This is a genomic window from Variovorax sp. SRS16, from assembly GCF_901827165.1.
Classification (GTDB): Bacteria; Pseudomonadota; Gammaproteobacteria; order Burkholderiales; family Burkholderiaceae_C; genus Variovorax.
In genome coordinates this window covers 3,876,292-3,902,995 of sequence record NZ_LR594666.1, presented here as the reverse complement: position 1 = coordinate 3,902,995, position 26,704 = coordinate 3,876,292, and the positions used below count along the sequence as shown (strand labels likewise).

Sequence of the window (26,704 nt, the reverse complement as noted above, 5' to 3'; positions counted from 1 at the left end):
GTCGGACATTGACGAAAATCAGCGATCGCGCAGGGCGCGATTCAGGGCTTCCACGACAACCCACAGGCCAGGCACAGGCATGACAATCCACAGACTCCAGCTCGCGCACATCACCAAGCGCTATCCCGCGGTGGTCGCCAACAGCGACGTATCGCTCACCGTCGGTCCCGGCGAGACCCATGCGGTGCTCGGCGAGAACGGCGCCGGCAAATCCACGCTGATGAAGATCATCTACGGCTCGGTCAAGCCGGACGAAGGCAGCGTGATGTTCAACGGCCAGCCGGCCAATATCCGCAACCCGCAGGAGGCGAGGGCGCTGGGCATCAGCATGGTGTTCCAGCACTTCAGCCTGTTCGACACGCTGACCGTGGCCGAGAACGTCTGGCTCGGGCTCGACAAGAGCCTGGCGCTGGCCGAGGTGGCGCGGCGCATCACGGCCAAGGCCGGCGAGTACGGGCTGGACATCGACCCCTCGCGCCCGGTCCATACGCTGTCGGTCGGCGAGATGCAGCGCGTCGAGATCATCCGCGCGCTGCTCACCGATCCCAAGCTGCTGATCCTCGACGAGCCGACCTCGGTGCTGACGCCGCAAGCGGTGGTCAAGCTCTTCGTGGTGCTGAAGAAGCTCGCCTCCGAAGGCTGCAGCATCCTCTACATCAGCCACAAGCTGCACGAGATCCGCGAGCTGTGCACCGCCTGCACCGTGCTGCGCGGCGGCAAGGTGACGGGCGTGTGCAACCCGCAGAACGAATCGAACGAGTCGCTGTCGCGGCTGATGATCGGCGCCGAGCCACCGCCGCTGCAGCACCGGCCGGTGCGCGCGGGCGCGGTGGCGCTGCGCGTCAAAGCGCTGGCGCTGGCGCGCGAGGACCAGTTCGGCGTCGACCTCGACGGCATCTCGCTGGAGGTCAAGGCCGGCGAGGTGGTGGGCATCGCGGGCGTGTCGGGCAATGGCCAGAAGGAACTGCTCTATGCGCTGTCCGGCGAGGACACGCGCGCCGAGCCGGCGATGATCGAAGTGTTCGGCCAGCCGGCCGCGCGCCTGCGGCCGCGACGGCGCCGCGCGCTCGGCGTGCATTTCGTGCCGGAGGAGCGGCTGGGCCGCGGCGCGGTGCCGACGCTGAGCCTGGCGCACAACATGCTGCTCACGCGCAGCAACGCGGTGGGCAAGGGTGGCTGGATCCGCACCGGTGCGCTGCAGCAGCATGCGGCCGGCATCATCCAGCGCTTCAACGTCAAGGCCGGCGGTCCGGGTGCGGCGGCGCGTTCGCTGTCGGGCGGCAATCTGCAGAAGTTCATCGTCGGCCGCGAGATCGATGCCAGTCCGAAGATCTTCATCGTCTCGCAGCCGACCTGGGGCGTGGACGTGGGCGCCGCGGCGCTGATCCGCGGCGAGATCCTCGCGCTGCGCGACGCCGGCTGCGCGGTGCTGGTGGTGAGCGAGGAGCTCGACGAGCTGTTCGAGATCAGCGATCGCCTCTATGTCATCGCCAAGGGCCGGCTCTCGCCGTCCATCGACCGCGCCGCGGCCACGGTGCCGCAGATCGGCGAATGGATGAGCGGCCTGTGGGACGCCGCGTCGCCACGCCGCGCCGACACGAACACGGAGGTGGCCCATGCTTAAGCTCGAACCCCGCCCGCAGCTCTCGCGCTTCTGGAGCTACGCCTCGCCGATCCTGGCGCTGCTGGTCACGGTGGTGATCGGCATGGTGCTGTTCGCGCTGCTCGGCAAGGATCCGGTCAAGGGCCTCCTGGTCTTCTTCTGGGAACCGATCAAGAGCGGCTATGCGCTGGGCGAGCTGATGGTCAAGGCGACGCCGCTCCTGATCATCGCGCTCGGGCTGGCCGTGTGCTTTCGCGCCAACGTGTGGAACATCGGTGCCGAAGGGCAGTACGTGTTCGGCGCCATCGTGGCCGGCGGCGTGGCCTTGCTGGCCGACAAGAACACCGGCCCCTGGATCGTGGTCCCGATTCTGTTCGCGGGCATCCTCGGCGGCATGGTGTGGGCCGGCATCACCGCCTTCCTGCGCGACAAGTTCAATGCCAACGAGATCCTGGTGAGCCTGATGCTGGTGTACGTGGCGATCCTGCTGCTGGGCTACATGGTCGCCGGGCCGTGGAAGGATCCGCACGGCTACAACTTCCCGCAGAGCAAGACCTTCGAGGCGGTGACGCAGATCCCGCGCCTCATGAAGGGCTCGCGCGTGAGCATCGGGCTGATCATCGCGCTGTGCGGCGCGGGTGCGCTGTGGGTGTTCCTGTTCCGCACGCGCGCCGGCTTTGCGCAGCAGGTCGGCGGCCTCGCGCCGGCGGCCGCGCGCTATGCGGGCTTCTCGGCGCGGCGCGCGGTGTGGATCGCGCTGCTGACTTCGGGCGGCGCGGCCGGCCTCGCGGGCGCGCTCGAAGTCGCGGGCCCGATCGGCCAGCTCACGCCCTACCTGCCGGCGGGCTACGGCTTTGCCGCGATCATCGTCGCCTTCGTCGGGCGGCTGCATCCGGTGGGCATGATCTTCTCGGCGATCCTGATGAGCATGTTCTACATCGGCGGCGAGCTCGCGCAGTCGCGGCTCGGGCTGCCGAAGTCGCTGACGGGCGTGTTCCAGGGGCTGCTGCTGTTCACGCTGCTGGCCTGCGACACGCTGATCGTGTATCGGCTCAAGCGCAAGGCGGCGCCCAAGGCGCTGCCGGCTGCGCCCGCATCGGGCACCTCGTCGCTGCAAGCGAGCACGCCGCTCACAGCACCCGTGCCCGTGACCCAGGTCACGACCGAAGGAGCGATCTGATCATGGAATCCTATGCACTCCTCATCGGCTCGATGCTGAGCGCCGGCACGGTGCTGGCGATCGCGGCGCTGGGCCTCCTGATCAACGAGAAGGCCGGCATCGTCAACCTCGGCGCCGAGGGCATCATGCTGTGCGCCGCGATCGCCGGCTTCGCCACCGTGGTCGTCACGCACAGCACCTGGCTCGGCTTCCTGGCCGGCATGGCGGCCGGCGCGCTGCTGGCGGCCTTCTTCGGCGTGCTGGTGATCTGGCTCAACACCAACCAGTACGCGACCGGGCTCGCGCTGAGCCTGTTCGGCGTCGGCTTCTCGGCCTTCGCGGGCATCAACTTCGTGCAGGCCAAGCTGCCCGAGAGCGTGTCCTATGCGCTGCCGGTGCTGGGCGACATCCCGCTCATCGGGCCGGCGCTGTTCCGGCATCACCCGATGGTGTATTTCGCGGTGGCGCTGACCTTCGGGCTGGTCTGGTTCCTGTACCGCACGCGCGCCGGGCTGGTGCTGCGCTCGGTGGGCGAGTCGCCCGAGTCGGCGCATGCGCTGGGCTACCCGGTGCGGCGCATCCGCTTGATGGCGGTGATCGCCGGCGGCGCGCTGTGCGGGCTCGCGGGCGCCTACCTGTCGACGGTCTACACGCCGCTGTGGGTCGAAGGCATGGTGGCCGGCCGCGGCTGGATCGCGCTGGCGCTCACCACCTTCGCGACCTGGCGGCCGATCCGCGTGCTGCTCGGCGCCTACCTGTTCGGCGGCGTCTCGATGCTCGGCTTCTACCTGCAGAGCACCGGCATCAACGTGCCCAGCCAGTTCCTGAGCATGCTGACCTACATCGCGCCGATCGTGGTGCTGGCGCTGATCTCCCGCAACCCCGCGTTCATCCGCATCAACATGCCGGCGTCGATAGGGAAACCGTTCTACCCCGGCTCATAATCGCGTTTCGTTTTCGTGCTCCGCAACCTGTCCTTCGAGGATTCGACAATGACTGATCTGAACAAGCGTTCCCTGCTCAAGCTGGCTGCCCTCACGGCGGTCGCCTCGGCTGCCCTCGTGGGCTGCGGCAAGAAGGACGAGGCGGCGGCACCGGCCGCAGCGCCCGCCGCCCCGGCACCGACCGTTGCCGCAGCGCCCGCGCCCGCTGCCGCGCCGCTGAACATCGCGTTCGCCTACGTCGGCCCGGTCGGCGACGGCGGCTGGTCCTTCGCGCACGACAAGGCGCGCAAGGCGCTCGAGAAGGAATTCGGCGACAAGATCAAGACCACCTTCGTCGAGAGCGTGCCCGAGGGCGCCGACGCCGAGCGCGTGTTCCGCGACTTCGTGAGCCAGGGCAACAAGCTGATCTTCGGCACCACCTTCGGCTACATGGAGCCGATGCTCAAGGTCGCCGCCGACAGCAAGGACGTGAAGTTCGAACACGCCACCGGCTACAAGACGGCCGAGAACATGCGTACCTACGACAGCCGCACCTACGAGGGCGCCTACATGGCCGGCATCGTTGCGGGTTCGATGACCAAGACCAACACGCTCGGCGTCGTCGGGTCGGTGCCGATCCCCGAGGTGCTGCGCAACATCAACAGCTTCACGCTGGGTGCGCAGTCGGTCAATCCGAAGATCACGACCAAGGTGGTGTGGGTCAACGAATGGTTCAGCCCGCCGAAGGAGACCGAGGCCGCCACGGCGCTGATCAACGGCGGTGCCGACGTGCTGTTCCAGAACACCGATTCGCCGGCCGTGCTGAAGACGGCGCAGGAAAAGGGCAAGCGCGCCTTCGGCTGGGATTCGGACATGACCGCCTACGGCCCGAAGGCCCACCTGGCCTCGGCCGTGATCAACTGGACGCCGTACTACATCAAGGCCACGCAGGACGTGCTCGACGGCAAGTGGGCCACGGGCCAGAGCTGGTGGGGCGTGAAGGAAGGCGCGATCGACCTGGTGTCGATCGCCGACGACGTACCGGCCGAGGCCAAGGCCAAGGTCGACGAAGTCAAGAAGGGCCTGAAGGATGGCACTTTCTCGATCTGGAAGGGCCCGATCGTCGGCCAGGACGGCAAGGAAGTGGTCGCCAAGGACGCGGTGGCGGACGACAAGTTCCTGACCAGCATCAACTTCTATGTCAAGGGCGTGGAAGGCACTGTCCCTGGCGACAAGAAATAGCTCGCCCCCAGGCTTCGCGCACTTCGTGTCGCTTCGCCCACCCCCTGCCGGGGGCAACACCTGCGGACCGGCTGAGCCGGATCCGCGGTGTTTCCCGAAAGGGGCCCTGACTACGGGCAGGGTGTCTCAAGGGGTCGCTGCGGCGACCCTTTTGTTTTGGAGGATTCCACGTTGAACGTCAAACCCATCGATCTCGCTCGCCTGCCCGCGCTGCTGCGCGCGATGCCGAAGGCCGAACTGCACATCCACATCGAAGGCTCGCTGGAGCCCGAGCTGATCTTCGCGCTGGCGCGGCGCAATGGCGTAGCGATGCCGTACGCGAGCGTGGAGGATCTGCGCCGCGCCTATGCCTTCACCAACCTGCAGAGCTTTCTCGACATCTACTACGCCGGCGCGAGCGTGCTGCTGAAAGAGCCGGATTTCTACGACATGGCCTGGGCGTATCTCGAACGCGCCGCGGCCGACCAGGTGCTGCGCACCGAGATGTTCTTCGACCCGCAGACGCACACCGCGCGCGGCGTCGCGATGCAGACGGTGATCGACGGGCTGCACCGCGCCTGCGTCGAGGCCAAGGCCGGGTTGGGTGTCGATGCGGCGCTGATCCTGTGCTTCCTGCGCCATCTGAGCGAGGAAGATGCCTTCGCAACGCTCGAACAGGCGCTGCCGTTTCGCGACAAGTTCATCGGCGTCGGCCTCGATTCGAGCGAGCTCGGCCATCCGCCCGAGAAGTTCGCGCGCGTGTTCGCGCGCTGCCGCGAACTGGGCCTGCACCTCGTCGCGCATGCGGGCGAGGAAGGGCCGCCGGCCTATGTGTGGAGCGCGCTCGACGTGCTCAAGGTCGAGCGCATCGACCACGGCGTGCAGAGCGTGCACGACGCGGCTTTGATGAAGCGGCTCGCGCAGGACCGCATTCCGCTCACGGTGTGTCCGCTGTCGAACCTCAAGCTCTGCGTGTTCCCCGACCTCGCGCAGCACAACCTGCGGGCCTTGCTCGATGCCGGCCTGGTCGCCACCGTCAACTCGGACGACCCGGCCTACTTCGGCGGTTACATGAACCAGAATTTCACCGAGACCTTCGCCGCCACCGGGCTCACGGCGCAGCATGCCTGGCAACTGGCGGCCAACAGCTTCGAGGGCAGCTTCGCCGAGGCAGCGGCCAAGCGCGCCTATGTCGACCGGCTCAACGACGTGTTCGAAGTTTTCACCTGAATCGGCCGCATCGGCGTTCGCCACGCCGGCCGTTAAAATGCCACCCAGGCGCTGCTGCCCCGCAGCGCCTGTTTTCATTTCAGGGGCCATGTAGAGGACCACCATGTACAAAAACCTCGCAGCCGCGTTTGCGGCCGCTTGTTGCATTTCATCCGCCTTTTCCCAGTCCGCGCCGGCGGCCCCGCCGCTGAAGATCGGCTTCGTCTATGTCGCGCCCATCACCGATGCCGGCTGGGTGCGCCAGCACGAGGAAGGCCGTCAGGCCGTCGAGGCCGCGCTGCCCGGCCGCGTGAAGACCACCTACGTCGAGAACGTGCCCGAGGGGCCGGACGCCGAGCGCGTGATCCGCGATCTTGCCCGCCAGGGCAACAAGCTGATCTTCACGCCGAGCTTCGGCTACATGGAGCCGACGCTCAAGGTGGCGCGCGATTTCCCCGACGTGAAGTTCGAGTCGATCACCGGCTACAAGACCGCGCCCAACGTCGCGACCGCCAATGCGCGCTATTACGAAGGCCGCTACCTTGCGGGCATCGCCGCGGGCCGCATGACGAAGACCCATGTCGCGGGCTATGTCGCGGGCTTTCCGATCCCCGAGGTGCTGCAGGGCATCAATGCCTTCACGCTCGGCATGCGCTCGGTCGATCCGAAGGCGGTGGTCAAGGTGGTGTGGCTGGACGCCTGGTTCGATCCACCGAAGGAGCGCGATGCCGCCATGACGCTGTTCGACCAGGGCGTCGACGTGATCTCCTTCCACACCGGCTCGACCGCGGTGATGGCCGCGGCGCAGGAGCGCGGCAAGATGGCCGTGGCCTATCACTCGGACATGCGCAAGGTCGCGCCCGATGCGCAGATCATTGCCGTCACGCACCAGTGGGGCGGCTACTACACGCAGCGCGCGCGCGCCGTGCTCGACGGCATCTGGAAGAGCGGCGACGTCTGGGGCGGCGTCAAGGAAGGGATGATCCGCGTCGGCGACTTCGGGCCGAAGGTGCCGAAGGCGGTGCAGCAGGAGGTGCTGGCGCGCCAGCAGGACATCGCCGCCGGGCGGCTGCAGCCCTTTCGCGCCGTGACGGACGTGCGCGACAACGAGGGACACGTCGTGATCCCGAAGGGCGGCGCGCTCAGCGACGCGCAGATCCTGCAGATGAACTGGCTGGTCGAGGGCGTGCAGGGGCGCATCGCACGCCGGGCGGGCTGAGCCGGGCGCTGCGGCGCCGCGGCCTCGGCGGCCCCCTCAGTGCACGAAGCCGCGTTCGCGCGTGAAGTAGCGGCTGTCGGCCGACAGCGCCTTGATGCGCACGGCCGGCTGTCCCGCGTAGAGCGAGAGCTCCTCGGTGTGCGCCTTGTTGAGCACCGAGGCGGCACCGAGCACGCAGCGGTCGGGCAGGGCGGCACCGCCCAGCACGGTGACGCGCGTACCGATGAGGCAATAGGCGCCGATGCGGATCGGCTTGCAGTCCTGCCGGCCGTCGGCCACGTTGATGCCGTGCGTGATCAGCTGCGAGTGGTAGCCGGCGAGCGTGGTGTAGTCGCCGATCTCGACGCGGTCGGTGCAGTCGATGATGTGCGACTTGGTGATGGCCGCGTGCGCGCCGACTACCAGCGTGGGATCGCGGTCGGCCCGGTGGGTGAAGTGGGCGCCATCCGGCGAGTGGCCGGTGATCCAGTTCGAGCGGTTGATGATCGAGTGTTCACCGCACTCCAGCCGGCCCAGGTGGATCGCGACATTGAAGTGGCCGATGAAGGCACGCTCGGCCATCACCAACTCGCCCGGGAAGACATAGGAGAGCCCGATGCGTGCCGTATCCGCGAGCTGATAGCCCCAGAACCGCTGCAGGGCCCAGCGCTTGAGCGTCCAGGGCAGGATCACCACGGCCAGCGCCAGCAGCCTCTTCATCTTCATCGGCCGTCCTTGCGCGCGTCGACCAGGCGGCGGTAGATCGCGACGTAGTTCGATGCCATCTGCGCGGCCGTGTAGCCGGCCGCGTTCTCCAGGCCCAGCCTGCGCATCTCGGGCAGCCGTGGCGCGGCGCGCTCGATCGCCTCGGCGATGGCCGCCGGGTTCTTGGGGTCGATGTAGACGGCGCCGGGGCCGCCGATCTCGTTCATCGGCGCGAGGTCGGAGGTGAAGACCGGGCAGCCGCAGGCCTGGGCCTCGATCACCGGCCAGCCGAAGCCCTCCTGCAGCGAGGGAAAAAGCAATGCGGTGGCACTGGCGTAGAGCGCGCGCAGTTCTTCATGCGAGACGTTCTTCACCGTGTCGATGCGATCGGCGATGCCGTGCTGCTGCACCAGCTCGGCCAGTGAAGGCTCCAGCGACGGGCCGACGAAGAGCAGCCGCTGAACGACGGCCGGCGTGCCGCTGGCGGCGGCGCGCTGCTGAAGCGCGAGGAAGGCCTGGACCACGGTGCGGCGGTTCTTGCGCGGCAGGTCCATGCCGACGTGGATCAGGAACCGGTCCTGTGGCGAGAGGCCGAAGCGGGCGATCAGGCGAGCGCCTTCGTCGGGCGCGACCGGTGTGAAATCATCGTTGAGCCCGTTCAGCACCGTCGTGATCCTCTGCGAATCAACGATGTGAAGCGCCAGCAGCGCGCGCTGCGTCAGGTGCGAGACGCAGGCCACCAGCTCGGCCTTGCCCAGCCCGCGGGCGATCAGCCGCTGGAACAGCCTGCCGCTCCAGCCGACCTGCCAGCCTTCGACCATGCCCAGCGAAGCCTCCACGGCGATGACGTCGTGGCAGGTGACGAGGTTGGCCTTGCGCTGCACCCAGGGCACGTACATGGCATTGGAGTGGTCGCAGATGTGCACCACGTCGGCCCAGCGCAGCGCCGCCGCGAGCGCCGGGCGGAAGAGGACGAACTTGTCCACGTAGCCGAGCCACTTCCACAGCCGGGATGCGCGGGACACGCGCAACGCGTGCTGCGCCGGCGTGAGCACGCGCAGTTCGCAGCCCAGGCGCGGCAGTTCGCGTTCGAGAACTCGCTTGAAAGCCTGCATGCTGGTCTGGCCGTCCGGCAGATAGTTGCCGATGAGGAGCACTTTCATCGCTGGGGCAGGCTCCTCGCAGCGTCGCGTGGGTTCATGGAGTTTCCTAAGGTGGCGGCATTATGTTCGAGAGGGCGGGCGCATTCGGCGCGCATGCCATTGTCCGGGGCTTCAGGCGGCGCGCAGGCGTGCACAAGGACCGCCTTTCGGCAATTCTTTGCATGCAGCTGTGCCGGCCATATAAAGTCCATACGCGTGCGCGCATCGCGTGACGATCCGATTGGCTTACCCTCCGTGCCCATGCAAGCGTACCGTGCCTCACTTCTGCGATTCGACGATACCGGCCGGCCGGTCTTTGACGAGGACGGCCTGCTGGTGGTCGGACCGGACGCGGCCGGCCGCCAGCGCGTGCAGGACGCCGGGGCGTACGCAACGGTTGCGGCCCGCCATGCGGGCGTGGCCGTCACCCACTGGCCGGGCCGCATCCTGGCGCCGGGCTTCGTGGACATGCACATCCACTTCCCGCAGACCGACATCATCGGCGCGCCGTCGGACGGCCTCCTGCCCTGGCTCGAGAACTACACCTTCCCGGCCGAGAGCCGCTTCGCCGACCCGGCCCATGCGGCCGAGGTGGCCGAGGTGTTCTTCGACGAGCTGATGCGCAACGGCGTCACCACCTCGCTGACCTTCGCGACCTCGCATCCGGCCTCGGTGCAGGCCTTCTTCGCCTCGGCCAAGCGGCGCCAGCTGCGCATGATCACGGGGAAGGTGTTGCAGGACCGGCATTCACCGGACGGTGTACGCGACGACACTGAACGTAGCCTGACAGACACCGAGGCGCTGATCCGCCAATGGCACAACGTGGACCGGCTGGGCTACGCCATCACGCCGCGTTTCGCGCCCACCAGCACCGATGCCCAGCTGCGCGGCGCCGGCGAACTGGCCGCGAAGTACCCGGACACCTGGGTCCATTCGCACGTCGCCGAGAACAAGGACGAGGTGAAATGGGCACGCGAGCTGTTTCCCAGGGCGCGCTCCTACCTCGACGTCTATGCGGGCTTCGGCCTGATGCGCGAGCGCGCCGTCTACGCGCACTGCATCCACTTCGACGATGACGACCGCCGGCTGATGCGCGAGACGAAGACCGCCACGGCCGTCAGCCCGACCAGCAACCTGTTCCTCGGCAGCGGCTTCTTCGACTTCGAGGGCGCCGACCGCATCGGCTATCGCTATGGGCTGGCCAGCGACGTCGGCGGCGGCACCAGCTTCTGCCCCTTCGCGACCATGCTGGCCGCCTACTACGCGGGCCGCGAGGGCCAGACCAAGCCGGGCATCAGCATCCCGCCCTCGCAGCTCTGGTGGCGCCATACCGCCGGTGCGGCGCACGCGCTGGGGCTCGATGGCGTGATCGGCAACCTGCAGCCGGGCTGCGAGGCGGATTTCATCGTCATCGACCCGAAGGCCACGCCGCTGCTCGCGCGCAAGACCTCGCTGGCGAACAGCCTCGAGGAGCTGCTGTTCTCGATGATCGTGCTGGGGGACGACCGCTTGGTCGAGCGCACGGTGATCTCGCAAGCGGGCTGAACCACCGGGCGAAGGTTTCGCCCATGCCACAATCCCCGGCCCAGCGAGCGCAGCGAGATCCTTCCGGAAACGCCGCGGAGCCGGCTTTGCCGGGCCGCTGGTGTTGCCCCCTGGAAGGGGGTTGGCGAAGCGACACGAAGTGCGCGCAGACTGGGGGTGATTTTTTTATGTCCATCAAGAGCGACAAGTGGATCCGGCGCATGGCCGAGCAGACCGGCATGATCGAGCCCTTCGAACCGGGCCAGATCCGAGAACGGGACGGCCACCGGATCATCAGCTACGGCACCTCGAGCTACGGCTACGACATCCGCTGCGCGCCCGAGTTCAAGGTCTTCACCAACATCCACAGCACGGTGGTCGACCCGAAGAACTTCGACGAGAAGAGCTTCGTCGACATGCACGGCGAGTTCTGCATCATCCCGCCCAACAGTTTCGCGCTGGCGCGCACGGTCGAGTATTTCCGCATCCCGCGCAACGTGCTCACCATCTGCCTGGGCAAGAGCACCTATGCGCGCTGCGGCATCATCGTCAACGTGACGCCCTTCGAACCCGAATGGGAAGGCTACGTCACGCTGGAGTTCAGCAACACCACGCCGCTGCCGGCCAAGATCTATGCGGGCGAGGGCTGCGCCCAGGTGCTGTTCTTCGAAAGCGACGAGGTCTGCGAGACCAGTTACAAGGACCGCGGCGGCAAATATCAAGGGCAACGCGGGGTGACCTTGCCCAAAGCCTGAGGCCGGACACCGGCCCGGTCCTACAGCGCCTCGCGCCCGCCACCACCTGTGCCGCGTGCCGGCGCCCGGCACCATCGCCCCGAGTCCGTGCACGAGGCGCGGCCAAGGAGCGACACGATGCCGATATTGCAGACCCTGCGCGAGACGCACCCCTACCGCCTGCTGCTGATCGCGACTCTCGCGGTCATCGTGCTGGCCCAGATGGCGGCGATGGCGATGGTCACCCGATCGCAGGTGAGCAAGGCGCAGGCCTTCTACGCCGAGGCCGCGCGGACGCAGCCGGCGTCGAAGGCGCCGGCGGCCACCGCCGCCGCCGAGACCGAAGCGCCGTCCGTGCCCTCGACCCCGGTGGCGCCGGCCGGCGTGATGCATGTGGGCTACGTCGTCGCGCGCTGAGCGCGTACCATCCATGCGACGGCCGCGGGGGCGGCACAGGAGATCGTCATGAGATGGGAAGGCAACGAGCAATCCGACAACGTCGAGGACCGCCGCGACGAAGGCGGCGGTGGTGGCGGCGGCTTCGGGCTGCCGATCGGCGGGCGCAGCGTCGGCATCGGCACCGTGGTGGTGGCGTTGATCGCGGGCTGGGTCTTCGGCATCAATCCGCTGACCGTGCTGGGGCTGCTGAGCGGCGGTTCGCCCGCGCCGCAGGTCCAGCAGCAGGGCCCGGCCCACAAGCCGCCGGCCAACGACGAGCAGGCGGCCTTCGTCTCGACCATCCTGAAGAACACCGAGGTGGTCTGGAGCGACATCTTCCAGCGCAGCGGCGAAACCTACACGCCGACGCGGCTGGTGCTGTTCCGCGGCGCCACGCCGACCGCCTGTGGCACCGGCCAGTCGGCGATGGGGCCGTTCTACTGCCCGGGCGACAAGAAGGTCTACATCGACCTCGGCTTCTACGACACGCTCAAGAACCAGCTCGGCGCGCCCGGCGTGTTCGCGCAGGCCTACGTCATCGCGCACGAGGTCGGCCACCACGTGCAGGACGAACTGGGCATCACCGCCAAGGTCGACCAGGCGCGCGGGCGCATGAGCCCGACGCAGGCCAATGCGCTCAGCGTGCGGGTCGAACTGCAGGCCGACTGTTTTGCGGGTGTCTGGGCACAGCATTCGCAGGAGTCCAAGCACTGGCTGGATCCCGGTGACATCGAGGCGGCCATGAACGCGGCGCAGAAGATCGGCGACGATGCCCTGCAGCGCGCCGCCGGCCGCGCCATCGTGCCCGACAGCTTCACGCATGGCACGAGCGCGCAGCGGCAGCGCTGGTTCGGGGCCGGCTACAAGAACGGCAGCATCCAGGACTGCGACACCTTCGGCGCAAGAAATCTCTAGCGCGCCCGGCTCATGCGGGGTTCTCCAACCTGCGGCGGCCGTAGGTGATGCGCCAGTCCGCCAGGTCATCCAGCATGACCGAGCCCGCTCGGTCGACTTGGTGCTGGAGGTAATGGAACGTATAGCCCGGCGCCTCCAGTGATTCCTTGATCGTCGTCAGCTCTGCGCAGGTTCGCCGCGATCGCTCGGCGCGCGCGCGAAACTCCCCTTGCGTCTTGATGCCGTACATGGCGGTGGCGACGGCTGGAAGCGAGATGGTGAGCAGGACGCCGTACTGGTGGATCCATTCGCCCCAATGGTGGACAAGCGCGCTGAAGGGGTGAACGAAAGTGCCCCATGGGTGCTTGAGAACGGCCTCCACGCCGGCGTGCAGGAGATGAAGCGAACAAACGACGATCGAGAGACTGAAGAACGTCATGCCGCCGAGGTGCAAGCGATGCTCCGCGGTATGGAGGCGATGCGTGTTGCGCTCGTGATAGTCGATCTGCGGATCGAGTTGCGCAGACGAGAATTCCCGGCCGAAGCCGAACACCTTCTGCGCATCGAAGACAACGCCGGGTATCCCCGTCTCGCGCGCCGACGCGCGCACGTACCATGCGACCCAGCTCGGCGTGGCGATGTTCGTGGGTTCAGGGATGAGGTCCAGATCGCCCAGCATGGCCGAGAAATGGAGATTGCGCAGCCGCTCGGCCAGATGGCGATAGTCCAGCCAGCGCCGATGCCAGCGCCTGTGGTTGCCGATCGATGTGTTGCAGACGATCAGTAGCAAGAAGACCAACTCGGCGAATGCAAGCGCCGTGGTCACCGAAGGGAAGACGAAGCCGACGATGGAAAAGATCACCGCGCACGCCGCCAGAGCGAAGTTGCTGATGTAGCCGCTGCGGTAGTTCTGCCCGTAGTGCTCGGCCAGGTTGTCCGCGAACGCGAAGCGCGGCCAGAGCACGGTCTGCATCGCCTCGGTCGCGTGCATGCTGCCTTTGCCGTCCGCCCCGCCCAAGGTCCAGCCGTCTTTCGAATCCGCGAGGTAATCGCCGGCGCGAATGTCCGTCCAGCGCATGGCGCGGCCGCCGAACAGGAACTGGAAGATGGCGTGCTCGGGACGCCAGCGCCAGCGCCACATGCGCTCGCCAAGGTAGTCTGTCAGGGCGCGGCCTTCCGGCAATTCGGGGATGTGCGCCGATGCGTGAGATCGCGACGAGGGCGGGCGCATGAGCGCAGTGATCATCGGCGTCGCGTTGCCCTGGAAGATGCGCTCCGGCGCCGGCGCCACCTGCTCGTGCGAAGAAGGCTCGGGCCAGCCCAGCCAGCGAATCTTCGCAGGCTCGCGGTCGAAGATGTCCAGGTGGACGACAGGCACACCCAGCGCGAGCGCGCGCCCGACGGTGTCCGCGGTGCCACCGGGACCGGCGGCAGGGCCGCCGTCCCATAGGGCGATCAGGACATCGACGTTCCTGATGGCGACCAGCCCTGCCAGAGCGTAGGCCGCATCGGCACTGTCGCGCGAGCCGGGCAACTCGAGCACGCGCGAGGCCTGAGCCAGGATCGTGGCGAACTCGTCCGCAGAGTCGGGGGCCTCGAAATCCTTCGCATATTCCGCGCGCTCGAAGGGAAGGATCGCCTGCAGTTCCAGCCCGCGCTGCAATGCCACGCGGGCGCCGCATCGGTCCGCACCTTCTGCCAATGCACTCACGACGATGAGCTTGGCGCGTGCAGGCGAGAAGCAATTGGCGTCGGCCTGTCGAACGGACTCGGCGGCATGGCCCAAAGCCTGCAGGAGCTCGGCGATGCGCGCCTCCAGCGTCGCGGCCATCGAGGGGGGAAATCGCGAGGCATCGTGGCGATGGCCGACGACGCCGATGCGCAGGGCCGCGTGGGGCTTGGGAGGCGAGGAACTCGTCGCAGGCGTGGGCATGGAAAGAAAGGGTGCTCGGCTGGATCAACGCGTTCCGACAGGGATGCGCACGAGGGTGGCCTCTCCGCCGCCGAGCGGGGTGGTCTTGAAGAAGACTTCTGCGGCGGTGCTGTCGATCACCAGGAAATCGGAACGGTAGTCGGCGCCTGCGCGTTGCCAGCTCACGAGTGTCGGCTTGGTGTTCCTGAGGTCATAGTCCAGTGAGCGGCGCGCCCCTTCCGCGGCATTCCTGCTGTCAACGCAGCTCGTCTGCCGCTCATCGCAATTCGGTCGCGGCGGGACCGCCGCCAGGAGCCTGGCCGATAGTCCGTCGAAGTCATAGGCCGAGGCGTCCGCCAGGCTGGAATCGCTCAATCCCCAGCGCAAGGCCTGGAAGATCTCGCCAAGCGCATAGCTTCCGGCGGCCTTGCAGATCGTCCAGGTCGATTTGGCCGGGGTACGGCGGCAGGCGATCTGCTTGGCCGGGTCGGCCAGTGACGCAGCCACCTTGCCGCGCGATTTGCCGGTATCGAAGCTGTACTCGGCCGGCGCGGACCATTCGTCGCCCGCCTTGCGCCAACGCAGGGAGAGATGCATGCCTTTGGGGTCGGTCGAGTCGATCCAGAAGGGCCCGCCCATTTGCTGTTGCCATGGCATGGGTTCGACGCGCTGGAAGCCCTTGTTGTCCACGGTCCACTCGACGTCCGCGGTCTCGGGTGGCGCAAAGAAAAGAAACTTCCAGTTGTCGTTGCGATAGATCGTGTACGCGAGTGGCGGCTTGCCGGCCGCGCCCGCGGCGATGAACGCGGCGGTGGGGCGATCCACGAGATTGGGAAGCGGTTGCGGCGGCCCCCATGGACCCTCCGCCGACGCCAGTTCGGCGGTGGCGCCGGGCCCTGGCCAAGGTACGAAGGTCTCGCGGATCGACGTCTTGAAGGACGTCCGGTTCGAGGCTTCGCCGGTCCCGGCTTCGACGACCAGTTCTTCGCCAGCCTTCGAGCGGACCTTGATCCGGCCCGTTTCGGCCACGTCGCAACGCAAGGTCGCTCCTTCGCCGGGACGGCACGACAGCGCCTGCGCCTTGGGCTCCCTTTGCTTGCTCTGCGGTCGATCCGCGCGCGACGTGGCCTGTGCGGTCGGCGAGGCCTGCGGCGTGGGCGTGACCGGGCTCACGGGCGCCGGGCGGCGTGACAGGACCGCCGACAGGCTGACCAGCACGACCACGACACCCAGCGCCCCCGCCACGGCAGCGGGCTGCTTCCATCGCGGGCGCACCGGCGGCCGCGGCTGCGGCGCGACCGGGCTGTCGGTCTTCTCTGAGATGGCACGGGAAAGCTCCTCGACGTGCGTCTTCATGACGCCCTTCCACGCGTCGAGGAACTGGATCGATGCGAGGTGGAACTCGAGCGCCGGCGATGGCAGAACGTCTTCCACGCGGACGGGGAAGATCGGTTTGGCTTTCGAGACCGCGCGCTCGACCTCGCGCTTGACGAACCGGCTGGCATTGGCCGCGGCGGACAGCACCAGCACCAGGCAGCGGGAGTCCTCGATCCCGCGGATGATCTCCTCGCCGTAGTCCCTGCCGGGCTGGATGTCGCGCGGCGCAATCCAGCACCGATGGCCGAGCCCCTCCAAGTATCCGCAGATCTCGTTCGCCCGGTCCTTGTCCGGAGTCGCGTAGCTGATGAATACGCTGCGCGGCGGCTCTATGTTGTTCACGGAGGTGCGGTATGGACAAGGGGTCAGGGAGATCCGGAATATAAAGCCGCACTTGATTCGTGGATATCCCATGGCTGCGGCGGGCGGCGGCGGGTAGCGGCCGACAAGGCGGGCCATTCGCGCCATTCCGGGCAAATTGGGACGGTAACGAGGCTGTCACGCCCCTTTTTTGCGGCAGTGCGACAATGGAAGGCTCAATGACAAGCTCCTTCTCCAATCTTTCCCTGGCCGAACCCCTCGCGCGCGCCGTTGCCGAAATGGGCTACGAGACCATGACGCCGATCCAGGAACAGGCCATTCCGGTGGTGCTGGCAGGCCAGGACGTGATGGGCGCGGCGCAGACCGGCACCGGCAAGACGGCCGCCTTCTCGCTGCCCTTGCTGCAGCGCATGCTCAAGCACGAGAACAGCTCCACCTCGCCCGCGCGCCATCCGGTGCGTGCGCTGGTGCTGCTGCCCACGCGCGAGCTGGCCGATCAGGTCGCGCAGCAGGTCAAGCTCTATGCCAAGTACACCCAGCTGCGCAGCATGGTGGTGTTCGGCGGCATCGACATGAAGCCGCAGACGCTCGAGCTCAAGAAGGGCGTCGAGGTGCTGGTCGCCACGCCGGGCCGGCTGCTGGACCACATCGAGGCCAAGAACGCGGTGCTCAACCAGGTCGAGTACGTGGTGCTCGACGAGGCCGACCGCATGCTCGACATCGGCTTCCTGCCCGACTTGCAGCGCATCCTCTCCTACCTGCCCAAGCAGCGCACCACATTGCTGTTCTCGGCCACCTTCTCGCCCGAGATCAAGCGCCTGGCCGGCAGCTACCTGCAGAACCCGGTCACCGTCGAGGTGGCGCGGCCGAACGAGACGGCCTCCACCGTCGAGCAGCATTTCTACAGCGTCAGCGACGACGACAAGCGCCGGGCATTGAAGCAGATCATTCGCCAGCGCAGCCTCACGCAGGCCTTCGTCTTCGTCAACAGCAAGCTCGGCTGCGCCCGGCTCGCGCGTTCGCTCGAACGCGAGGGCCTGAAGACCACCGCGCTGCATGGCGACAAGAGCCAGGACGAGCGGCTCAAGGCGCTCGCAGCCTTCAAGGCCGGCGAAGTCGACCTGCTGGTGGCCACCGACGTGGCCGCGCGCGGGCTCGACATCAAGGACGTGCCGGCCGTCTTCAACTTCGACATCCCGTTCAACGCCGAAGACTACGTGCACCGCATCGGCCGCACCGGCCGTGCCGGCGCATCGGGCCTGGCCGTGAGTTTCGCCAGCGGCGGCAACGACGTGCGGCTGGTGGCCGACATCGAGAAGCTGCTCAAGACCAAGATCGAACTCGAACCCATCGAGTTCGAGGAAGACCGCCCGCGCGGCCGCATCAACGACGGCCGCCGCCACTGGCGCGACGAAGGCGAGGCCGGCGATGCGCGCGACGTGCTCGACACGCTCGACCGCCCGCGCGAGCGCGCCGAGGCCCGGCCGCTGCGCGGCGGTAGCGGTGGCGGCCGTCCGCACCGCGCGCCGAGCGCGCCGCGCGATCCTTTCTTCGAGCAGCCTTACGAAGCGCCCGAGCGCGAGGCCGAGCCGGCCTGGGAGGCCGCTGCCAAGGCCGCGCCGGCGCGGGGCATCTCGAGCAACATCAAGACCAAGCGCAAGGTCGCGGCGCTGTTCAAGACCAGCGAACCGAGCTGAGTCTTTCGCCAGGCAGGTTGCCGGTCAACCCGGCTTCTGCGCCTCCGGGCACTTCACCTGAATCAGCTCGCGCGCCTGCGGCGTCGCGCCGATGCGCACCGCGCTCAGGCAGCCGCCCCAGACGCAGCCGGTATCGGTCGAGATCAGGTCGGGCCGCGAAACCCAGCCCAGCGTCGACCAGTGGCCGAAGGCGATCGTGGCCGCGGCGCTCGCGCGTCCGGGCACGTCGAACCAGGGCATGAAGCCGTTGGGCGCGGTGCCTGCGCCGTCCTTGCTCTCGAACTCCATCACACCTTCGGCCGTGCAGAAGCGCAGCCGCGTGAGTGCGTTGACGATCACGCGCAGGCGCATGCTGCCCGTGAGTGCATCGTCCCACTGCGCGGGCTCGTTGCCATACATCGTCTGAAGGAAATCCTCCAGCGCCGGGCCCCGCAGCACCGATTCGACCTCGGCCGCAAATGACAGCGTATCGGCCACGCCCCACTGCGGCAGCACGCCGGCATGCACCATCAGCAGCTCGCCGCCGTCCAGCGTCCGGTGCAGCGCCATGGGCTGGTGGCGCAGCCAGTCGAGCATCGCCTCGCTGTCGGGTGCATCCAGCACGCCCTGCAGCGTGTCCTTGCGGCCGGCCTTGCGTGCGCCGTGGGCGATGCCGAGCAGGTGCAGGTCGTGGTTGCCCAGCAGGCTCTGCGCGGCCGCGCCGTAGCGCTGCATGCGCCGCAGCACCTCGGCCGATGCCGGACCGCGGTTGACCAGGTCGCCGAGCACGATCAGCGCGTCCCGGCTCGGGGAGAAAGCGAGTTCGTCGAGCAGGCGTTGCAACGCTTCGTCGCAGCCCTGCACGTCACCGATCAAGTAAAGTGCCATGGTCCCCATTCTCTCCCCCCTACATGGATGTTCTCCTGCTGGCCTTGCTGACGACGCTCAATGCGGCGTTCGCGATGTCCGAAATGGCGCTTTCGACCAGCCGCCGGGCACGCCTGATGGCGCTCGCCGAAACCGGAGATGCGGGCGCCGCCGCGGCGCTCAAGCTGATGGAGGATCCGACCCAGTTCCTGTCCAGTGTACAGATCGGCATCACCTCGATCGGCATGCTGAGCGGCATCGTGGGCGAGGCCGCGTTCGCGGCACCGCTTTCGGTCTGGATGGAAACGATCGGCATGGGCGCGCGCACGGCCAGCATTGCGTCGACGGCGGTGGTGGTGAGCTGCATCACCTTCTTCACCATCATCTTCGGCGAGCTCGTTCCCAAGCGCATCGGCCAGCTCTATCCCGAGCCGGTGGCGCGTTTCGTCGCGCGGCCGATGCGCAGCCTCGCCACTGCCGCCAAGCCCTTCGTGCTGCTGCTGTCGGGCGCGACTGCCGCCACGCTGAAGCTGCTGCGCATCGACTCCAACGCGGCGCGCGTCGTGACCGAGGAAGAGATCTCCGCCAGCCTGGAGGAGGGTGTCGATGCCGGCGTCATCGAGATGCACGAGCACCAGATGGTGCGCAATGTGTTCCACCTCGACGACCGCCGACTGTCCTCGCTGATGATTCCGCGTGCCGACATCGAATGGCTCGAAGCCTCCTTCACCGTCGCGCAGGCGCTGCAGCAGGTGTCGGCCGCGGGCGCGCTCAATCTCGTCCACTCCTGGTATCCGGTGTGCCGCAATTCGCTCGACGACGTGGTCGGCGTGATCAGCGTCGCGCACCTGCTCACGCTCGGCACCGCGCATGCCGAAGCCATCGAGCACGCGGCGCAGCCGGCCGTGTTCGTGCCGGAGACGCTGACCGGCATGGAACTGCTCGAACAGTTTCGCGAGCGCGCCGGCCGCCTGGTGTTCGTGGTCGACGAATACGGCGTGGTGCAGGGCCTGATGACACCGCGCGACCTGCTCGAGGCCATCACCGGCGAACTGCAGGTCGCCACCCATGCCGAGGCCTGGGCTCGCGAGCGTGACGATGGCGTGTGGGAGCTTGACGGTCTGATGCCGGTATCGGAACTGCGCGCTCGGCTCGGCATCCGCGAGCTGCCCGAGGAAGAGCGCGGACGTTACAACACCGTCGCCGGCCTGTTGATGTTCGTCTCGGGGCAACTGCCTGCCGCCGGTGAGCGCATCGAATGCGCGGGCTGGTGCTTCGAGGTGGTGGCGCTCGACGGCAAACGCATCGACCGCGTGCTGGCCTACCCCGACGCCGGCGCCGACGACCTCGCGCCCTGAGCGCGGCGCAGCGCTCGCGCGCTCAGCCCGGCGAGCCCGATGCGGAGGCCGGCTGCACGCGCTCCTGGGCCGTCACCGTCCGCGTCACGCGCCGGCCGTCGCGCAGCAGCGAGACCTGGACCGCATGCCCGATGCGGTCCGCGTTGAGGAGGCGCAGCAGGTCGTCGGCACCGGCGACCATGATCCCATCGAGCGCCACGATGATGTCGCCGACGCGCAGGCCGGCGAGCTCCGCCGGGCCGCCGGCCATCACCTCGCCCACGCGCACGCCATGCGTGCCTGACTGGGTGGCGAGTGCGATGCGCCGCGCCAGCGGCACCGTCTGCGCCGCGATGCCGAGGTGGGCGCGCCGCACCCGGCCGTGGGCGATGAACTCGCCGATCACGAAGCGCGCCGTGTTGCTGGACACCGCGAACGCGAGGCCCTGCGCGCCCGCGATCATCGCGGTGTTGATGCCGACCACCCGGCCCGATGCCGCCACCAGCGGGCCGCCGGAATTGCCCGGATTGAGCGCGGCATCGGTCTGGATCACATCGTCGATCAGGCGGCCGCTCTGCGAACGCAGCGAGCGCCCCAGCGCCGACACGATGCCGGCCGTGACCGTCGACTCGAAGCCCAGCGGATTGCCGATGCCCACCACCAGGTGCCCGCGCTTGAGCACCTTGGAATCCTCCAGCACGGCCGCCACCGCGCGGCGCGGCAGTTCGGCGCGCAGCAGGGCCAGGTCGGTGGCGGGATCGTCGCCGAGCACCTCGGCATCGGTGTCGCCGCCTTCCGCCATGCCCAGCCGCACGCGCCGCGCGCCGGCGACGACATGGCTGTTGGTCAGGACCAGCCCGTCGCCGGCGATGACCACGCCGGAGCCGAGTCCGCCGCGCCGGCCGGGCCGGCGGCTTTCCACGCGGACCACGGCCGGCCCGACCTGGTCGGCCACCGCGGAAACCACGCGCGAGTAGGCATCGAGCGGCGCTTCGTCGCGGGCCTCGGGTGCGCCCTCTGGCGGCGCGCTGCTGTGCGTTTCGTCGAACATGGATTCCTCACAGATGAATGACGCCCTGCCGCACGGCATGGGCCACCGCGTCGGTGCGGCCCGTGGCATCGAGCTTGTCGAGCAGCGAGCCGACATGGAACTTGGCGGTATGGACCGAGATGCCCAGGCGCCGCGCGATCGCCTTGTTGGAGGCGCCCTCGGCCATCAGCGCCAGCACTTCGAGCTCGCGCTTGCTGAGCGCCGCATCGGCCAGCGCCGCGGGCGTCGCCGCATCGGCCGGCACCAGCGCCGCGTCGGCGGCCTCGCCGGCTTGCGCCAGGCGCAGGCCGGGCACATCGGCCAGCGCGGCCGCGATGCGTTCTGACAGCACCGGATCCGCGATCGCCAGCGCGATCACGACCGGTTCGGCGGCGGCGTTCGGGCTCAATCGGCGGGCCTTTCGCCGACGGTGAGCCTCGCTTCGGCAGGCTCGCCGGCGCGCTGCAGCGTGAGCGTGAGAACCGTGCCGACGCTGGCCGGGCCCAGCGCGCGCAGCAGCATCTGGATGCTGCGGACCGGCTGGCCGTTCCATGCCACGATCACATCGCCCTGGCGCAGCCCGGCCGCTGCTGCCGGGCCGTCCGCCGCCACGTTCATCACCATCGCGCCGACGCCCGACGGGTTGAGCTTCACCGGCTGCAGGGCCAGCCCGAGGTAGCCGCGCGGCACGCGGCCGTGGGTGGCGAGCAGCGAGGCGATGCGCTCGATCGTCGCCGCCGGGATCACGAGCACGCGCTGGCGCGGGCCGAACACGGCCATGCCGAATGCGCGGCCACCTGCATCCACCACCAGGCCGCCTTCGGCGCTGCGCCGCAGCATCAGATCGAGTTCGATCCGCGTGTCGATGTCGCCGCCGCGAAGGCTGCGCCAGGCCGGGCCGGCCAGCGAGACCGTGCCGGCTGCGGACAAGGGACTGCCGTTCGAGGCGCCGACGGCCAGTGCGATCGCACCGGCTTGCGCCGCGGGCGCGGCATCGAGCGTCACGGGCGCCAGCGCCGCCGCCTCGATGCGCAGCAGGGCGATGTCGGTGCCGGGATCGCGGCCGGCCACCGCGGCCTGCACGCTGGCGCCGCCGGGCAGCACGAGCTCGACGGTTTCGTCTTCGGGCAGCGCCTCGTCGCAGGTGACGACGAGCCCGTCGCGCCAGACGAAGCCGCTCGCCCGCGCGCGGCCCGCATGGACCGCGACCACGCTGCGCGATGCAGCGGCCACCGCGTCGACCATCGCCGCGGAAAGCTGCGCCAGGGGTGAAACAAAAGAAGTGTCGGACATCGGATCTCCTTGGGTGGCTTCATTGTGCGAGGCCGCCCCGGGCCGCCGCTACTGCTCTGATGGGCAGGTGGGGACGTCATTGCCTGCCTCAATGGACCCTATTGAAGCCTTGTATTTGGAGATCGGCGCGCCGAGGCGTAGGCTCCCGCTTGCGCCGCTGTCCCACGATGAACGACAGCGACGGTTCCGTTTGTACAGACCAACCCCTCCACAGGAGACCGACATGGGCTTGAAAGGATCGAGAACCGAGCAGAACCTGAAGGACGCCTTCGCAGGCGAATCGCAGGCCAACCGACGCTACCTGTATTTCGCGAACAAGGCCGACATCGAAGGCCAGAACGACGTGGCGGCGCTGTTCCGCTCCACCGCCGAAGGCGAGACCGGCCATGCGCACGGCCATCTGGAATTCCTCGAAGCGGTGGGCGACCCGGCCACCGGGCTGCCGATCGGATCGAGCCGGCAGAACCTCACGGCCGCAGTGGCTGGCGAGACCCACGAGTACACCGACATGTACCCGGGCATGGCCAAGCAGGCCCGAGAGGAAGGCTTCGACGAGATCGCCAACTGGTTCGAGACGCTGGCCAAGGCCGAGCGCTCGCATGCCAACCGCTACACCAAGGCCCTGGACGCATTGACGGATTAGGCACACCCCCAGTCTTCGCGCACTTCGTGTCGCTTCGCCAACCCCCTTGCAGGGGGCAACACCAGCGGCCCGGCCAAGCCGGTTCCGCGGTGTTTCACGAATGACGCCGCGACACGGGTTGCGGCGATCCACGCAAGGGAATCCATGAGCAATCGAGAAGGCAACCTCGAGGCGCCGACGCGCCATCCGGTGGACTGGAAGAACCCGGACTATTACGACCAGGCCGCCTGCGAGAAGGAGATGGAGCGGGTGTTCGACATCTGCCACGGCTGCCGGCGCTGCGTGAGTCTGTGCCAGGCATTCCCGAACCTGTTCGATCTCGTCGATGCGACCGAGGACGGCGAGGTGCATGGCGTGGCGAAGAAGGATTTCGCGCAGGTGGTCGACCAGTGCTACCTGTGCGACCTCTGCTACATGACCAAGTGCCCGTACGTGCCGCCGCATCCGTGGAACGTGGACTTCCCGCACATCATGCTGCGCGCCAAGGCCATCAAGTTCAAGCGCGGCGAAGTCGCTGCCGGCGAGAAGCTGCTGGCCTCGACCGACACCCACGGCCAGTTCGCGGGCATTCCGGTCGTGGTGCAGGCGGTCAATGCGCTCAACAGGACGCGGCCGGTGCGCAAGCTGCTCGACAGCGCGCTGCACGTGCATCCCGACGCGTGGCTGCCCGACCTGGCGACGAAGCGCTTTCGCTGGAGCGCGCCCGCCGACGATGTCGCCCGGCCGGTGGTGGACGGCGAGCGCACGCCCGGCAAGGTGGCGATCTTCTCGACCTGCTATGTGAACTACAACGAGCCCGGCATCGGCTTCGACCTGATCAAGCTGCTGCGGCACAACGCCATCCCCTACGTCGTGGTCGACAAGGAGAGCTGCTGCGGCATGCCCAAGCTGGAACTCGGCGATCTCGACGGTGTTGCCAAGCACAAGGAGGCCAACATTCCGGTGCTTGCGAAGTACGCGCAGGACGGCTTTGCGATCCTGTCGGCCATCCCTTCGTGCACGCTGATGTTCAAGCAGGAGCTGCCGCTGCTGTTCCCCGACGATGCCGACGTGAAGCGCGTGCAGCAGGCGATGTTCGATCCCTTCGAGTACCTGGTGGCGCGCCACAAGGACGGCCTGTTGAAGACCGACTTCAGCACGCCGCTGGGCAAGGTGAGCTACCACATTCCGTGCCACGGCCGGGTGCAGAAGATCGGCAAGAAGACCGAGGAGATGTTCAAGCTGATCGGGCAGGCGGTCAGCGTGCAGCTCAACACCGTCGAGCGCTGCTCGGGCCATGCCGGCACCTACGGCGTGAAGACGGCGACGCATCCGATCGCGATGAAGATCGGCAAGCCGGTGTTCAAGGCGATGGCAAAGGACGCGCCCGACTACATCAGTTCCGACTGCGCGCTGGCCGGCCACCATATCGCGCAGGGCATGGCGCAGGATGCATTGCCGGCCGCGCGGCTGCAGCATCCGCTGAGCCTGATGCGCATGGCCTACGGCCTGGAGTGAACACGATGGCGATCACCAAAGAGAGTCTGATGACGCTGGAGGCCTACGCGAAGATCCGCAAGAGCAGCACCGCCGAGTTCATCGCGCACCGCAGGCTGCGCACGGCGCATCTGGGCGAACACATCAGCATCCAGTTCGAGGACGAGCGCACGATCCGCCGGCAGATCCAGGAGATGCTGCACATCGAGAAGATCTTCGACGAAGAAGGAATTCAGGGCGAGATCGATGCCTATGCCGCGCTGGTGCCCGACGGCACGAACTGGAAGGCGACGCTGCTGATCGAGTACCCCGACCCGCACGAGCGCAAGCGCGAGTTGGCGCGGCTGATCGGCGTGGAGGACCGCGTGTTCGTCGAGGTCGAAGGGCACGACCGCGTCTACGCGATCGCCGACGAGGACCTCGATCGCGAGAACGACGAGAAGACCTCCGCGGTGCATTTCGTTCGCTTCGAGTTCAGCAAGGCGGCGCGGGCGGCGGTGCGGGCGGGGGCGGGGGTCAAGCTCGGGTGCGACCACACGCACTATCCGGCGTTGATGACGATCGAGCCGGAGGTGCTGGCCAGCCTGGCCGGCGATCTGGTTCTTGCTCCCTCTCCCTCTGGGAGAGGGTTGGGGTGAGGGCGCCGGACCTTTGCTTTGTGCGTTGCGTCTGATCAAAGGCCGGAGCCGGGAATTCGCCCCGGGAGGCGAGTCACTTTCTTTGTCTCGCCAAAGAAAGTAACCAAAGAAAGGCGACCCCATTGTCGCGCGACCCCTACGCTTCGCTACGGGGCAACCTGCGGTGCTCGCAGAGGGGATGGGGGTCAACGCGCCGTGGCGCGTATTTGTGTTCTTCCGGGCCGTCGCTTCGCTTGGCTGGAGAACAGCCAAGACAACCGAGTGGCGCTTCCGTTGCCAATCGCACTTGTCGCCCGCCGGGGCGAATTCCCGGCTCCGGCCTCAAACCAACAACAACGCCCAGAACAAGCGCCCAGCGCCCTCACCCCAGCCCTCTCCCAGAGGGAGAGGGAGCAAGTCAATTCGAGACATCTCCGAGCACGAGCTCCAGCGCTTCCCGCGGCAGCCGCCCGCGCAGCGCTATCGCCACCACTGCAGCACCGCCCGCTGGCGCCTCGGTCGCTCGCAGTGAGCCGTGCCTGCCTGCAAACTGAATCTCGGACCACTGGTCCGCGCCCGTGCGCACCAAACCTTTCAGTCGCAGCAGTCCAGCCGGCGTATCCCGCAGCCATTCGCGCAGCGATGCCGCAGCGAAAACGCGCCCGGGCCTGCAGGACCACGTGTCGAACAACTCGCCATGATCATGCGGATGATCGTGATCGTGATCGTGATCGTGATGGTCATGGTCATGGTCATGGTCATGGTCATGCCCACCACCACGCCCATGCCCCCCTGGCAGCACCAGCCCCTCGAGCAATGTCATCGGCACATGCGACTGCGTCGTCTCCAGCTGCGGCGTCTTCCCCGCAATCGTCGCGATCCATTCACGCACGCGCACGAGTTCTTCCGGCGCGACGAGGTCGGTCTTGTTCACCACGATCAGATCGGCCGCGCGCAGCTGCCGCTCCAACGTGTCCGTCAACAGCGGATCGCGCGCCTGGTCCCGCACCGCGCCCGCATCGACCAGCACGATCACGCCGTCGAGATTCAGCCCCGGATCGGCCATGCCCAGCTGCGCGATGCGCCATGGATCCGACACCCCGCTGGCCTCGATCACCACCGCGTCGAAAGGCGTCGCCGCGTCGAGCACCGCGATCAGCGCGCGGGACAGGTCGTCGCCGATCTGGCAGCACACGCAGCCGTTGGTGAGCGCGATGGTGTCCCCGCTGGCCGTCGCGATCAGTTCGGCATCGATGTTGAGCGCGCCGAAGTCATTGACCAGCACCGCGATGCGCCGTCCGCGCGCCCCGCGCAGCCAGTGGTTGAGCAGCGTGGTCTTGCCGGCGCCGAGAAAGCCGCCGATCACCGTCAGCGGCAGCCGGCGCTGTGGCTGCTGCGGCGCCAT

The 26,704-nt window shown here is 67.9% G+C and carries 24 protein-coding genes; 15 read left to right on the top strand and 9 right to left on the bottom strand.

The genetic code is table 11. The features are described 5' to 3' along the window. Positions 1 to 79: 79 nt before the first annotated feature. The 6 genes from E5P2_RS18925 to E5P2_RS18900 all read left to right on the top strand — a co-directional run bounded on the left by E5P2_RS18925 (position 80) and on the right by E5P2_RS18900 (position 7,334). Complete coding sequence (locus E5P2_RS18925) at positions 80 to 1,624, top strand: ABC transporter ATP-binding protein (protein WP_162568634.1); 1,545 nt, start codon at positions 80 to 82, stop codon at positions 1,622 to 1,624. Then, a complete protein-coding gene (locus tag E5P2_RS18920; RefSeq protein WP_162568633.1) occupies positions 1,617 to 2,783 on the top strand; it encodes an ABC transporter permease in 1,167 nt (388 codons plus the stop codon). Before E5P2_RS18925 ends, E5P2_RS18920 begins: the two co-directional genes overlap by 8 nt. A gap of 2 nt (positions 2,784 to 2,785) precedes the next feature. Beyond that, positions 2,786 to 3,706, top strand: coding sequence for an ABC transporter permease (locus tag E5P2_RS18915; protein WP_162568632.1), 921 nt, complete (start codon positions 2,786 to 2,788; stop codon positions 3,704 to 3,706). A 48-nt stretch (positions 3,707 to 3,754) separates the two neighbouring features. Beyond that, positions 3,755 to 4,927, top strand: coding sequence for a BMP family ABC transporter substrate-binding protein (locus E5P2_RS18910; RefSeq protein WP_162568631.1), 1,173 nt, complete (start codon positions 3,755 to 3,757; stop codon positions 4,925 to 4,927). 171 nt (positions 4,928 to 5,098) lie between these two features. After that, a complete protein-coding gene (locus E5P2_RS18905) occupies positions 5,099 to 6,136 on the top strand; it encodes an adenosine deaminase (RefSeq protein ID WP_269475693.1) in 1,038 nt (345 codons plus the stop codon). A 103-nt stretch (positions 6,137 to 6,239) separates the two neighbouring features. Next, on the top strand, positions 6,240 to 7,334 hold the full coding sequence (locus tag E5P2_RS18900) for a BMP family ABC transporter substrate-binding protein (protein WP_162568630.1): 1,095 nt from the start codon (positions 6,240 to 6,242) through the stop codon (positions 7,332 to 7,334). A 36-nt stretch (positions 7,335 to 7,370) separates the two neighbouring features. Here E5P2_RS18900 and E5P2_RS18895 read toward each other — a convergent pair whose 3' ends face one another. After that, positions 7,371 to 8,039 (bottom strand): acyltransferase, encoded by a 669-nt coding sequence (locus E5P2_RS18895; protein WP_197908521.1) that lies wholly within the window; start codon positions 8,037 to 8,039, stop codon positions 7,371 to 7,373. Continuing rightward, on the bottom strand, positions 8,036 to 9,181 hold the full coding sequence (locus E5P2_RS18890; RefSeq protein ID WP_162568629.1) for a glycosyltransferase family 4 protein: 1,146 nt from the start codon (positions 9,179 to 9,181) through the stop codon (positions 8,036 to 8,038). The genes E5P2_RS18895 and E5P2_RS18890 overlap by 4 nt, the downstream gene beginning before the upstream one ends. Positions 9,182 to 9,421: 240 nt before the next feature. Between E5P2_RS18890 and guaD the strand changes: the two genes are divergently transcribed. The 4 genes from guaD (at position 9,422) to ypfJ (ending at position 12,771) form a co-directional block, all read left to right on the top strand. Further along, positions 9,422 to 10,705, top strand: coding sequence for a guanine deaminase (guaD, locus tag E5P2_RS18885; RefSeq protein WP_162570558.1), 1,284 nt, complete (start codon positions 9,422 to 9,424; stop codon positions 10,703 to 10,705). 167 nt (positions 10,706 to 10,872) lie between these two features. Then, a complete protein-coding gene (gene dcd / locus E5P2_RS18880; protein WP_162568628.1) occupies positions 10,873 to 11,439 on the top strand; it encodes a dCTP deaminase in 567 nt (188 codons plus the stop codon). A gap of 117 nt (positions 11,440 to 11,556) precedes the next feature. Next, complete coding sequence (locus tag E5P2_RS18875) at positions 11,557 to 11,835, top strand: hypothetical protein (protein ID WP_162568627.1); 279 nt, start codon at positions 11,557 to 11,559, stop codon at positions 11,833 to 11,835. Between the two features lie 48 nt (positions 11,836 to 11,883). Next, a complete protein-coding gene (ypfJ, locus tag E5P2_RS18870) occupies positions 11,884 to 12,771 on the top strand; it encodes a KPN_02809 family neutral zinc metallopeptidase (RefSeq protein WP_162568626.1) in 888 nt (295 codons plus the stop codon). A 10-nt stretch (positions 12,772 to 12,781) separates the two neighbouring features. Here ypfJ and E5P2_RS18865 read toward each other — a convergent pair whose 3' ends face one another. Both E5P2_RS18865 and E5P2_RS18860 read right to left on the bottom strand, forming a co-directional pair. Further along, positions 12,782 to 14,683 (bottom strand): hypothetical protein, encoded by a 1,902-nt coding sequence (locus tag E5P2_RS18865; protein ID WP_162568625.1) that lies wholly within the window; start codon positions 14,681 to 14,683, stop codon positions 12,782 to 12,784. 24 nt (positions 14,684 to 14,707) lie between these two features. Next, positions 14,708 to 16,498, bottom strand: a complete 1,791-nt coding sequence (locus E5P2_RS18860; RefSeq protein ID WP_162568624.1) for a toll/interleukin-1 receptor domain-containing protein — start codon at positions 16,496 to 16,498, stop codon at positions 14,708 to 14,710. Between the two features lie 80 nt (positions 16,499 to 16,578). Between E5P2_RS18860 and E5P2_RS18855 the strand changes: the two genes are divergently transcribed. Beyond that, a complete protein-coding gene (locus tag E5P2_RS18855) occupies positions 16,579 to 18,057 on the top strand; it encodes a DEAD/DEAH box helicase (RefSeq protein WP_162568623.1) in 1,479 nt (492 codons plus the stop codon). A gap of 24 nt (positions 18,058 to 18,081) precedes the next feature. Here E5P2_RS18855 and E5P2_RS18850 read toward each other — a convergent pair whose 3' ends face one another. Beyond that, a complete protein-coding gene (locus E5P2_RS18850; protein ID WP_162568622.1) occupies positions 18,082 to 18,924 on the bottom strand; it encodes a symmetrical bis(5'-nucleosyl)-tetraphosphatase in 843 nt (280 codons plus the stop codon). 23 nt (positions 18,925 to 18,947) lie between these two features. Here E5P2_RS18850 and E5P2_RS18845 point away from each other — a divergent pair, with 23 nt between their 5' ends. Beyond that, a complete protein-coding gene (locus tag E5P2_RS18845; RefSeq protein WP_162568621.1) occupies positions 18,948 to 20,261 on the top strand; it encodes a hemolysin family protein in 1,314 nt (437 codons plus the stop codon). A 22-nt stretch (positions 20,262 to 20,283) separates the two neighbouring features. Here E5P2_RS18845 and E5P2_RS18840 read toward each other — a convergent pair whose 3' ends face one another. Genes E5P2_RS18840 through E5P2_RS18830 form a run of 3 tightly spaced genes read right to left on the bottom strand, consistent with a single transcriptional unit; the run spans position 20,284 to position 22,563 of the window. Continuing rightward, positions 20,284 to 21,291 (bottom strand): S1C family serine protease, encoded by a 1,008-nt coding sequence (locus tag E5P2_RS18840; RefSeq protein WP_162568620.1) that lies wholly within the window; start codon positions 21,289 to 21,291, stop codon positions 20,284 to 20,286. Between the two features lie 7 nt (positions 21,292 to 21,298). Further along, positions 21,299 to 21,679, bottom strand: coding sequence for a response regulator transcription factor (locus tag E5P2_RS37780; protein ID WP_162568619.1), 381 nt, complete (start codon positions 21,677 to 21,679; stop codon positions 21,299 to 21,301). After that, a complete protein-coding gene (locus tag E5P2_RS18830; protein WP_162568618.1) occupies positions 21,676 to 22,563 on the bottom strand; it encodes a S1C family serine protease in 888 nt (295 codons plus the stop codon). The genes E5P2_RS37780 and E5P2_RS18830 overlap by 4 nt, the downstream gene beginning before the upstream one ends. A gap of 223 nt (positions 22,564 to 22,786) precedes the next feature. Here E5P2_RS18830 and E5P2_RS18825 point away from each other — a divergent pair, with 223 nt between their 5' ends. The 3 genes from E5P2_RS18825 to E5P2_RS18815 all read left to right on the top strand — a co-directional run bounded on the left by E5P2_RS18825 (position 22,787) and on the right by E5P2_RS18815 (position 25,320). Beyond that, on the top strand, positions 22,787 to 23,206 hold the full coding sequence (locus tag E5P2_RS18825; RefSeq protein WP_162568617.1) for a rubrerythrin family protein: 420 nt from the start codon (positions 22,787 to 22,789) through the stop codon (positions 23,204 to 23,206). Between the two features lie 144 nt (positions 23,207 to 23,350). Continuing rightward, positions 23,351 to 24,703, top strand: a complete 1,353-nt coding sequence (locus E5P2_RS18820) for a (Fe-S)-binding protein (RefSeq protein ID WP_162568616.1) — start codon at positions 23,351 to 23,353, stop codon at positions 24,701 to 24,703. Positions 24,704 to 24,708: 5 nt separating this feature from the next. Further along, complete coding sequence (locus tag E5P2_RS18815) at positions 24,709 to 25,320, top strand: DUF3501 family protein (protein WP_162568615.1); 612 nt, start codon at positions 24,709 to 24,711, stop codon at positions 25,318 to 25,320. A 397-nt stretch (positions 25,321 to 25,717) separates the two neighbouring features. Here E5P2_RS18815 and E5P2_RS18810 read toward each other — a convergent pair whose 3' ends face one another. Continuing rightward, on the bottom strand, positions 25,718 to 26,704 hold the full coding sequence (locus E5P2_RS18810; RefSeq protein ID WP_162568614.1) for a CobW family GTP-binding protein: 987 nt from the start codon (positions 26,702 to 26,704) through the stop codon (positions 25,718 to 25,720).